Genomic DNA, 10773 nt, shown 5'->3' on the forward strand with positions numbered 1-10773 from the left:
GGTCAGGCGGCCTCCCCGGATACACCGGCCATCAACAGGCCCAGCTCTTTTTCGTCGGTTTCATGAGGCAGGCGTTCGCCCATGACATGCCCGTCAAACATGACCGCGACGCGATCAGACAGCGCCAGGATCTCTTCCAGCTCGACCGAGACCAGCAGCACAGCCTTGCCCTGGTCGCGCAGATCCACGATCTGTTTGTGAATGAATTCGATGGCACCGATGTCGACGCCGCGCGTGGGTTGACCGACCAGAAGCAATTCGGGATTGCGTTCGATTTCCCGTGCCACGACAATCTTCTGCTGGTTGCCGCCGCTGAAATTCTTGGCCGCGAGCCAGGGATCGGGCGGGCGGACGTCGAATTTTTCCATCTTGTCAGCAGTGTCGTCGCGCAGGGCCGCGTTGTTCATCAGAATACCGTTCTGGTATTCGGGGGTATGGTGATAGCCAAAGGCCACATTTTCCCAGGCATGGAAATCCATGATCAGCCCTTCGCGTTGGCGATCCTCGGGCACATGCGCAACATGAGCGCTGCGCCGTGCCTGACCATCTGATCCCGGACCCGACAGGGGCAGGGGGTGACCGTTCAGCCGAATGGTCCCGGTGCCATGCTGCATGCCACCCAATACGTTCAACAGTTCGGACTGCCCGTTGCCGGCAACCCCGGCGATGCCCAGGATTTCTCCGGCGCGGACATTCAGGTTGATCCCTTTGACACGCTCGACACCGGCGTCATCCACCACGCGCAGGTTTTCAATCTCAAGTACGGGTTTGCCCGGTTTTGCGGGCACTTTGTCAACCCGCAGCAACACCTTGCGGCCCACCATCAGTTCGGCCAGATGTTCGGGGCTGGTGTCAGATGTTTTGACGGTGGCGGTCATTTCACCGCGTCGCATCACCGACACGGTGTCGGTGGTTTCCATGATCTCGCGCAGCTTGTGGGTAATCAGGATGATGGTTTTTCCCTCTTCGCGCAGCCGGTGCAGGATGCGAAACAGCTGATCGGCTTCGGCTGGGGTCAGAACCCCGGTGGGTTCGTCCAGGATCAGAATGTCGGCCTGCCGGTACAGCGCCTTGAGGATTTCGACCCGCTGTTGCATGCCAACGCCGATCTCTTCGATCAGCGCGTCGGGGTCGACGTTCAATTCGTATTCCGCGGCCAGCTCTTTGAGCGATTTGCGCGCCTTGGCCAGCGACGGGCGCAGCAGGCGGCCATCTTCGGCACCCAGGATGATGTTTTCCAGAACGGTGAAGTTTTCGACCAGCTTGAAATGCTGGAACACCATGCCGATGCCCGCGGCAATGGCGGCCTGGCTATCGGGGATTTCAGTGCGTTTGCCGTGGATCCAGACTTCGCCTTTGTCGGCTTTGTAGAACCCGTAGAGAATGCTCATCAGTGTGGATTTGCCGGCACCGTTTTCACCGATGATTCCGTGGATGGTTCCGGGGGCGACGCTGATAGAGATGTCCTTGTTGGCCTGAACCGGGCCAAAGGCCTTGGAAATGCCTTTCAGCTCAATGGCGGGGGCGGTCATATGATGTCCTCGATTGGCCAGCGGCCGGATGCAGCCCTGCCGCCCCGGAAATCCCTGTTTTGAAAGGGTTTGCAGGGGGCAAGGTTGCCAGGAAGTGCGAGGCGGACAGGTGCCCGCCTGCGCGATTCAGATCAGAATTTGATCGCCGGGCAGGTGTCGTTGTCGTAATAGCTGACAACATTCAGCTCGCCGTCGATGATCTTTTGACGGGCCGCGTCCACGGCTGCCTTCATCTCGGCCGAGACCAGAGGGGCGTTGTTGTCATCCAGCGCATAGCCCACACCTTCTTCGGCCAGACCCATGTTGAACACACCGGTTTCCAGATCCGCGCCCGCCTTCATCGCGTCATAGACGGCCACGTCGACGCGCTTCAGCATCGAGGTCAGGACCTTGCCCGGATGCAGATGGTTCTGGTTGCTGTCCACACCGATCGACAGGATGCCCTCATCCGCTGCGGTTTGCAGAACACCCACACCGGTGCCACCGGCGGCTGCATAAATCACGTCTGCGCCCTGGCTGATCTGTGCCTTGGTCAGCTCCGATCCCTTGACCGGGTCATTCCAGGCCGCCGGGGTGGTGCCGGTCATATTGGCGATGACGGTGGCGTCGGGGTTCACGGCCATTACGCCCTGGGCATAGCCACAGCCAAAGTGACGGATCAGCGGAATGTCCATGCCACCGACAAAGCCGACAGTGTTCGATTTCGACGCCATCGCCGCCATCATGCCAACCAGATACGATCCTTCGTGTTCGGCAAAGCCGATCTGGCGAATGTTGGGCGCATCCAGCCAGGTGACGTCAACGGCGACGAATTTGGTATCAGGATAATCTGCCGCAACCGCGCTGAGCGGATCAGCCATGGCAAAGCCCATGGTGATCACCGGGTTGGCGCCGACTTCGGCAAACCGGCGCAGGGCCTGTTCGCGCTGGGCTTCGGATTGCAGTTCGATTTCGCGGAAGGTGCCGCCGGTTTCTTCGGCCCAACGCTGCGCGCCGCCAAAGGCCGCTTCGTTGAAAGATTTGTCGAACTTGCCGCCAAGGTCAAAGATCAGCGCAGGTTCCGCCAGCGCGGCACCAGCAGTCAAGGCCAGCGTTGCAGCAGCTCCCATCAGGGATTTCATCAGGGTCATAAAGGGTACTCCCGGGTTTGTTCTTGTTTGGAGCGGATGCGTTTTCCGCCCATGTCAGGCCAATGCCTGATCGAGTGCGACAATTTAGGACGCAGCAACAAGACAGGGTCAACCGCTTTTTTGACCTTTTGGTCCGGGATTTAAGGTGGTTTTCCTAAGGTAAGGGTCGGCTCAGGACCAAAGCGTCCACAGCGGGGCCGGATTCACGCGGGTAATACCCGCGCCGGCATCCGACCTGTGCAAAGCCGAACGCGTCATACAATTGCACAGCAGCCAAATTGTCGGCACCGACTTCAAGAAACGCCGTGTTCCCCCCCAGATCAATCGCGCGACTCAGCCAACGCGACATCCTTTCACGGGCCAGCCCCTGACGTTGAACCTTTGGGTGAGTGGCAAGGGTCAGCAACTCAGCCTCTCCGACGATCACACGCCCAAGAGCAAAGCATTGGGCGTCGCCAACCAGAAAGGTGAACCGGTCGCTCAGGAGATCCCGGAATTCATCGCTGCTCCACGGGCGCGCGTTGGCAAAGGCCGCAGCGTGGGTGTGGGCCAGCGTGTCCGGAGTCATGCGTCCAACAGGGCCGGGGGCACATCGCGCGACGGCGCGGCATCTGCCGGGCGCAGGTACAACGGCGCAGGCGGTTCGGTTGTGGTCTGGTACTGGGCGGCAGCATGGCGCGCGATCGCCTCGGGCAGGCCGAGGGGACTGGGGTCGGCATTCAGGGTCAATCCCAGGCGATCCGCCGTTGCCCGCGCGTCGTCTTCGGTGGTCAGGCGGGCCGGGCCGTCGGGCGGGTCGATGTACATCTGGCCACGCGGCGCAGCAATCGCCGGGAGCGCTCCGGGCGCGCGGCGGGCGTCAAAACCATCAACCCCGACAGCTGGGATATCCAGCCCCAACACCAAACCGCGCGCAGCAGAGACAGCAATGCGAATTCCGGTGAAATTGCCGGGGCCAATGCCGACGCCGATCGCGGTCAGGTCACGCCAGGTTGCGCCACCTTCGACCAGAACGTCTTCCAGCAGCGGCATCAACCGTTCGGCCTGACCGCGCGCCATCTCTTCGGTGCGTGAAACCAGCACCCGATCACCGGACAACAAAGCGGCCGCGCAATGCGCGGCCGATGTGTCAAAGCCGAGGATCAGTGGTTCAGACGTCATCATGGGCGTGTGCCGTTGCTCAGACGGCAACAGGGCGGACCTCGGTCACTTCGGGAATATAGTGGCGCAGCAGGTTTTCGATGCCCATTTTCAGCGTCAGGGTCGATGACGGGCACCCGGCGCAGGCACCCTGCATGTGCAGATAAACAACGCCACGATCAAAACCGTGGAAGGTGATATCGCCGCCGTCCTGCGCCACAGCTGGACGCACGCGGCTGTCCAGCAGATCCTTGATCTGATCAACGATTTCCGAATTCTCGCCGGTGTGTTCGGCATGACCTGACGCGGCGGGGCCGTCGCCTTCGATGACCGGCTGTCCAGATTGGTAATGTTCCATCACCGCGCCCAGAACCGCCGGTTTGATGTGGTCCCAATCCACGTCTTCGGATTTGGTCACTGTCACAAAATCATTTCCCAGAAACACACCTGTGACGCCATTGACGGCAAAGACGCGGCGCGCCAGCGGTGATTTGTCAGCGGTGTCGGAGCTGGGGAAATCGGCAGTACCTGCCTCCAGAACGGTCTGCCCGGGCAGGAATTTCAGCGTCGCCGGGTTGGGCGTGGATTCGGTCTGAATGAACATGGCAGTTCTCCGTTTTCGGTTGCCCCTGATATGCGGTCCACAGCAGGGTAAGTCAAGGTTTGGAATGATTCTAAACCGTGACAGCGGCGGCCAAAGCCTGTTCCAGACGGTCGTCACCCCAAAACAGATCCCCATTGGCGACAAAGCTGGGCGCGCCAAAAATGTCCAGCGCCGACGCCCGGTCCACCTGTTGGCGCAGCCGGGCTTTGATCTCGTCAGAGCGTGCAAGGTCCAGCAAGGCCACGGGCAACCCCACCGCAATCAGGCACTGAGACAGGGTTTCCGGGGACGAAATGTCCTGTCGGTTCCCGAATTGGGCACCAAAGATGGCTCTGACCAATGCCCCGACCTGATCCGGCGACTGGGCACCCGCCTGTGCTGCCAGCACCAGACGCGCTGCGCCCACGCCATTCTGCGGGAAGGGATCAGGTTTGTGAAACGCCAGGCCGCGCCGGGCACAGATCCGTTCCATATCGCGCCACATATAGCGTCCCTTGGCCGGATACAGGTTGAACGGAGAAGTCTTCCATCCCTGGGCGTGAAAGATCGGCCCCAGTAGAAAGGGATGCCAGTCGATGGCCACGCCTGCGCGGGCAGCCATCTGTTCGATGCGCATGGTGCTGAGATAGGAATAGGTCGAGGCGAATTCGAACCAGAATGCGACACGCCCGCCCATGAGAGCCCTCAGGTGATCTCTTCGAGCTTTTCCTTGCTCAAATCGCCGGGGACGATGGTGATCGGAATCGGCAGGGATCCGGACGATTTGGTCAATTGGCTGACCAGCGGGCCGGGGCCCTTGCGGTCGGTTCCGGCTCCCAGAACCAGAACGCCGATTTCCGGGTCGGACCCGATATAGTCCAAGATCTCCGGCACGGCTTCGCCTTCGCGGATCACCAGTTCGGGATCCACGTTCTGACGGTCCCGCATCCACTTCGCAAAGACTTCGAAATGGGCATGAATCCGTTCCCGCGCCTCTTCACGCATCATCGTGCCAACGCCGATCCAATGGTTGAACTCATCTGGTGGGATGACCGACAGAATCGTCACCCCGGCCCCGGTATGCGCGGCGCGCATCGCGGCAAACCGCATGGCATTCAGGCATTCTCGGCTGTCATCCAGTACCACAAGGAATTTACGCATCTCAGTCTCTCTTTGGTCCGTCTGAGATCATGACGCAATGCGCCCGACCACGCAACAACAGCCTGTAGGTCCAGATGATTTCAGCGATTGGACGCGGCCCAGTCCCAATACATCTCGCGCACGCGCCGGGTGATCGGACCAACCTGGTATTGCGTGTCGTCAAAGGCGGTGACGGGGGTGACCTTGGACATGTTGCCAGACAAAAAGATCTCGTCGGCGTCCTGGAAATCTTGGAATGTCAGCACGGATTCGTGCACCATTGTCCCATCTGCCGCCAGATTCGAGATATGGCGCGCCCGCGTAATTCCGCTCAGGAACGTGCCATTGGCGATGGGGGTGAACACTTCGCCATCCTTGACCATAAAGACATTGGCGGTTGCGGTTTCGGCCACATTACCCATGGCGTCCGCAACCAGGGCATTTGCAAAGCCTTTGGACCGGGCTTCGACCAGCATCCGGGCATTGTTGGGATAGAGGCATCCGGCCTTGGCGTTGACCACGGCGCTTTCCAGAACGGGACGGCGGAACCGGGTGCGGGTCAGCGTGGTGCTGGCGGTCGAAGGGGCCATCGGGATCTCTTCCAGACAGATGGCAAACCCGGTCTCGTCCGGTTGCGGGACGATGGCGGTCGGATCGCCATGAATGCCCCAGTACATGGGGCGGATATAGACGGCAGCACCGGGGTCATACAGCTTTAGCCCCTCACGCACGATGTCGACCATCTCGTCTGCCGTGCAGGTCGGGGTCAGCATCAGCGAGGCCGCCGAGCGGTTGGTCCGGGCGCAATGGGCATCCAGATCCGGGGTCAGCCCGTCGAACATTCTGGCACCGTCAAAAACGGTGGATCCCAGCCAGGCACCATGATCGGCGGCATGGATGATCGGGGCATTGCCGTCGTGCCAGGTGCCGTTGAAATAGGTGCGGATATTCTTGCCGGTTGCCATCTCGGACCCTCCCAGGAACATAGTGATGGCAAAAGCCTAGGTCTGGACTGGGTCAGAAGTCCAGACCCTTTTACATCAAAGCGGAGGTGCCCCGCGCCGACCTGACGTCAGGTCTTGCGCTGTTTCAACGTGGCGAGGTTGGACAGGGCGAACAGCACGGCACCAACGCAAACGATGGTTGGGCCGGTCGGGGTGTCCTGAAGATAGGAGACATAGATGCCGCTGAGCGCGGAGAGCGCGGCCAACCCGGTTGCAATGAGCGCCATACGTTCGGGGGTTTGCGCCAAGGCCCGCGCGCTGGCGGCGGGAATGATCAACATTGCTCCGATCAGCAAGGCCCCCACGACTTTGATCGCGACAGCCACCACCAACGCCAAAGCCAGCGTCAGCACCAGCTGTTCGCGGCGCGGATCGATGCCGGCGGCATGGGCCAGATCCGGATTCAACGTCGCGGTCAGCAACGGCGACCAGCGCCAGGCGAGCAACCCGGTCACCACCAGCGCGGCACTCCAGATCACTGCCAGATCGGTTTTGCCCACCGCCAGTATGTCGCCAAACAGATAGCCATCCAGATCGACCCGTACCCCCTGCAGGTACGATACGGCCACCAGACCAAAGGCCAACGCCGAATGCGCCAGCACGCCCAGCAGCGTATCCATCGCATAGCCGCGCCCGCTCAGATGGGTGACGACCACTGCCATGGCCAGCGCGACCGCCAGAACACCGACAAAGATTGATGTCGAAAAGGCCAGCGACAACGCAACGCCCAGAATGGCGGCATGCGCGGTCGCGTCGCCAAAATAGGCCATCCGCCGCCAGACGACGAAACACCCCAAAGGTGCGGCCGCCAAAGCCACGCCGATTCCGGCCAGGGCCGCGCGGACCATAAAATTGTCGAGCAAGGTCATTGGGCTGCCGTTTCTGTCGTCTTGTGATCCAGACCGTGGTCATGGCCACAGCTATGATCGTGCCGGTGATTGTGTTCATGCCGATAAAGCGCCAGCGCCCCATCGGTGCCGGTGCCAAACAGGGCCCGGTATTCCGGGGCGCTGGCCACATGTTCGGGCTCGCCTTCGCAACAGACATGCCCGTTCAGACAGATCACCCGATCAGAGGCGGCCATGACGACATGCAATTCGTGGCTGACCATCAAAACACCACACCCCAGGTCGCGGCGGACCTCTTCGATCTGCCGATAAAAGGCTGCGGACCCGGGCTGATCCAATCCCTGGGTGGCTTCGTCCAGAATCAACAGTTCCGGTTTGCACAGCAATGCACGGGCCAGCAAAACCCGTTGGAACTGGCCCCCGGACAGGCCGGACATTTGCCGGGATTCCAGATGCCCGGCCCCCGCCTGTTCCAGCGCAGCCCCGGCTTCGGCGGTGCTTACCCGTCGGGGCAGGCTCAGAAACCGGCGGACTGTCAGCGGTAGGGTTGGATCAATGTGCAGTTTTTGCGGCACATATCCGATGCGCAGCCCGGGTTTGCGGCGGACCGATCCTGTGTTTGGCCGCACTGCGCCGATAATGGATTTCAGCAAGGTGGATTTGCCAGACCCATTGGGGCCAACGATGGTGACAATTTCCCCGGCCCGCAGCGTCAGATCCACATTTTGCAAGGCCGTCAGCCCACCATGGCGCACCGACATGCCCGAGATTTCGACGAGGCTCATTGTGTTTCTTTCTCGTGCGTGCGGCAGTTGGGGCAGATGCCTTCGGCTTCGACCACGATGCGTTCGATCGTGAACCCGGCCTCTTGTGCGGTCTGGGCCAACCGTCCCTTGTCCGGATTGGCCAGTGCTTCGGCCACCGAGCCACAGGCCCGACAGATCAGGAAGGCCGGGCTGTGATCCTCACCCGGATAGGTGCAGGCGGTAAAGGCGTTGAGCTTTTCGATCTTGTGGGCAAAGCCGTTCTTGACCAAGAAATCCAGCGCCCGATAGGCCACTGGCGGTTGCGAACCCAGCCCTTCTTGACGCAGCTGATCCAGGATTTCATAGGCTCCCATGGCGTTGTGCTGTTGCAGCAGGATTTCCAGAACCCGCCGGCGCACCGGAGTCAATTGCAGACCTTGTTGGCGACAATGATCGTCGACGGCTGCAACACCCGAAGAAATGCAGGCCGCGTGGTCGTGTTGTTCGAACCCGATGGGATCCATGAGCGAAGTCTCCGCATTGATGGAGTCAGAATATTTGGTCTTGATATGTGATACTGTCACATCTATCAAGCGCGGCAATGTTATAAGATTACACTGGAGAGATCCATGCGCTTGCCTACCTCTTTGATTGCCTGTGTCGCAGCGACCTGCAGTATTGTTTCAACCGCTGATGCGGAGGTGCCGCAGGTCGTGACCGATATTGCGCCGATCCAATCGCTGGTGGCCCGGGTGATGGTGGGAGTCGGGGAGCCCGAGGCATTGTTGCGCCCGGGCGAGTCGCCGCATGATTATGCGTTGCGCCCGTCTCGGGCCCGATTGCTGGCGGACGCGGACATGGTGGTCTGGACGGGCGAGGCGCTGACCCCCTGGTTGGAGCAACCGCTCGATACGCTCGCAGGTGATGCGACGCGGATCGAACTGATGGCGGTGGAGGGCACTGTGCTGTGGCCCGTACGGGATGTGGCTGTGTTTGACGACCATCACGACGATGATGGCCACGATGACGATGGCCACGATGAAGAGGGCCACGTTGACGAGGGCCACGACGGCGATGGCCACGATGAGGGTCATGCCGATGATCACGCCGATGATCACGACGGTGATGAACAGCACGGTGACGATCACGACAGCGATCATGAAGTCGACCACGCGGCGCATATGGGAATGGACGCCCATGTGTGGCTCGACCCGGTGAATGGTCAGCTGTGGTTGGGCGTCATCGCGGCCGAGCTATCCCGTCTCGATCCTGATAACTCCGAGACCTATGCCGCGAACGCCCAAGCTGGTCAGGCGGAGCTTCAGACGGCCATGCGGCAGATCGCCGAACAGCTGGCCCCGGTCAAGGATCGCCGCTTTATGGTGTTCCACGATGCGTATCAATATTTCGACCGTCGCTTTGATCTGAGTATTGCCGCCGCAGTGATGTCTGGCGATGCGGCAATGCCCGGTGCGGCCCGGGTCGCCGAAGTCCGAAACGCAGTGCTCGAACAGGGCATCACCTGTGCCTTTGCCGAACCACAGTTCAACCCCGGCCTGTTTTCTGCCGTCTTCAACGACGGACCGGCCAATATTGCAATCCTGGATCCGGTCGGGGCCGAGCTGGCCACAGGTGCAGGGCTGTATGAGGCGGTGTTGCGCGATCTGGCAGACAACATTGCAAAGTGTTGAGCCTGCAACGCATCCGTTGAGGGCGTGAGCCACAGGGCAGCGCGGTTGGACCGGAAGACGGGTCAGCCGCGCGTGATCCACTCCTGAAAGGCCAGGGCGGCGGGCGTGTCTGCCGCGCGTGGCGTGATACAGCAGAAGTAGCCGCGATCGGTGTGCCACGTGCGTGTGCAGGCCGGTACCAGCGACCCGCTGGCCAGAAGTTCGTCAATCAGGCGTCCCCACCCCAATCCGATCCCGTTGCCCATCTGGATGGCGCGTAGATAGACCATATAGCTGAGGATCCGCTCAAAGGACCGCGGTTCGGGCGGCATCAGGTTGGTTTCGGCAAAATACAGCCCCCAGTCGCCGCCATGATCCGGGCTGGACATATGCAGGAGATGCTGGTTGGCCAGATCGGCCAACGGCAAAGGGGTATCATTCCTCAGATAACCGGGTGCGCAGACCGGTATGAGTTCTTCGTTAAAGATCATCTTGGCCGACATGCCGGCCGGGCCCCGCGCCCCGAATACCACCGTGATGTCACATAGGGCAGGGTCGTAGTCAGGGTTTTGGTCGCGGGTCACGACTTCGAGCCTGACATCGGGAAACCGCGCCTGAAATTCCGCCATGCGCGGCAGAAGGTACAGCGATGTGAACCCGATTGCGGCATTCACCACGATCACATCGTCCCTCTGGGCCTGCTGGACAGAGCGCGCGCCGTTGCGAATGGCCTCCAACCCCGACGAAACAGCCGCAAACAGGGTTTCACCCTCCGGTGTCAGGGTCAGATTGGGTTTGCTGCGCAGAAACAGTTTGACACCCAGGGCGGCTTCCAACGCGCCGATCTGACGTGAGATCGCAGGTTGTTGCACGTTCAGTTCGATGGCCGACCGCGAAAAGCTGAGATGGCGCGCGGCCGCTTCAAAGGCCTGAAACTGACTGAGAGGAGGGAGAGTTTTCATCGTTGGATCATTCCCTGA

Annotated in this window: 13 protein-coding genes; 1 reads left to right on the top strand and 12 read right to left on the bottom strand. The window is 60.8% G+C overall.

Features of this window, described 5'->3' with window-relative positions:
* Positions 1-2: 2 nt before the first annotated feature.
* From K3727_05285 to K3727_05335, 11 genes are all read right to left on the bottom strand, one after another.
* A complete protein-coding gene (locus K3727_05285; GenBank protein UWQ92214.1) occupies positions 3-1532 on the bottom strand; it encodes an ABC transporter ATP-binding protein in 1530 nt (509 codons plus the stop codon).
* Positions 1533-1663: 131 nt separating this feature from the next.
* A complete protein-coding gene (locus tag K3727_05290; protein UWQ92215.1) occupies positions 1664-2662 on the bottom strand; it encodes a BMP family ABC transporter substrate-binding protein in 999 nt (332 codons plus the stop codon).
* Between the two features lie 154 nt (positions 2663-2816).
* Positions 2817-3230, bottom strand: a complete 414-nt coding sequence (locus K3727_05295) for a GNAT family N-acetyltransferase (GenBank protein ID UWQ92216.1) — start codon at positions 3228-3230, stop codon at positions 2817-2819.
* A complete protein-coding gene (gene tsaB, locus K3727_05300; protein UWQ93274.1) occupies positions 3227-3823 on the bottom strand; it encodes a tRNA (adenosine(37)-N6)-threonylcarbamoyltransferase complex dimerization subunit type 1 TsaB in 597 nt (198 codons plus the stop codon). The genes K3727_05295 and tsaB overlap by 4 nt, the downstream gene beginning before the upstream one ends.
* A gap of 19 nt (positions 3824-3842) precedes the next feature.
* Positions 3843-4406, bottom strand: coding sequence for a NifU family protein (locus tag K3727_05305; protein UWQ92217.1), 564 nt, complete (start codon positions 4404-4406; stop codon positions 3843-3845).
* Positions 4407-4476: 70 nt separating this feature from the next.
* Positions 4477-5082, bottom strand: a complete 606-nt coding sequence (locus K3727_05310; protein UWQ92218.1) for a 2-hydroxychromene-2-carboxylate isomerase — start codon at positions 5080-5082, stop codon at positions 4477-4479.
* 8 nt (positions 5083-5090) lie between these two features.
* Positions 5091-5546: a universal stress protein gene (locus K3727_05315; protein ID UWQ92219.1), complete on the bottom strand. Its 456-nt coding sequence runs from the start codon at positions 5544-5546 to the stop codon at positions 5091-5093.
* 80 nt (positions 5547-5626) lie between these two features.
* Entirely contained in the window at positions 5627-6490 is an 864-nt protein-coding gene (locus tag K3727_05320) for a branched-chain amino acid aminotransferase (GenBank protein ID UWQ92220.1), read from the bottom strand.
* A gap of 107 nt (positions 6491-6597) precedes the next feature.
* Positions 6598-7398 (bottom strand): metal ABC transporter permease, encoded by an 801-nt coding sequence (locus K3727_05325; protein ID UWQ92221.1) that lies wholly within the window; start codon positions 7396-7398, stop codon positions 6598-6600.
* Positions 7395-8162, bottom strand: a complete 768-nt coding sequence (locus K3727_05330; protein UWQ92222.1) for a metal ABC transporter ATP-binding protein — start codon at positions 8160-8162, stop codon at positions 7395-7397. The genes K3727_05325 and K3727_05330 overlap by 4 nt, the downstream gene beginning before the upstream one ends.
* Positions 8159-8647 (bottom strand): transcriptional repressor, encoded by a 489-nt coding sequence (locus tag K3727_05335; GenBank protein UWQ92223.1) that lies wholly within the window; start codon positions 8645-8647, stop codon positions 8159-8161. The genes K3727_05330 and K3727_05335 overlap by 4 nt, the downstream gene beginning before the upstream one ends.
* 105 nt (positions 8648-8752) lie before the next feature.
* On the opposite strand from K3727_05335, the gene K3727_05340 reads away from it, so the two are divergent.
* On the top strand, positions 8753-9814 hold the full coding sequence (locus K3727_05340) for a zinc ABC transporter substrate-binding protein (protein UWQ92224.1): 1062 nt from the start codon (positions 8753-8755) through the stop codon (positions 9812-9814).
* 62 nt (positions 9815-9876) lie between these two features.
* On the opposite strand, the gene K3727_05345 is transcribed toward K3727_05340, so the two are convergent.
* Positions 9877-10755 carry a LysR family transcriptional regulator gene (locus tag K3727_05345; GenBank protein UWQ92225.1) on the bottom strand — a complete coding sequence of 293 codons (879 nt, stop codon included), beginning with the start codon at positions 10753-10755 and terminating at the stop codon, positions 9877-9879.
* Between the last annotated feature and the right edge of the window lie 18 nt (positions 10756-10773).

It is taken from the genome of Rhodobacteraceae bacterium M382 (assembly GCA_025141015.1).
Lineage (GTDB): Bacteria > Pseudomonadota > Alphaproteobacteria > Rhodobacterales > Rhodobacteraceae > Aliisedimentitalea > Aliisedimentitalea scapharcae.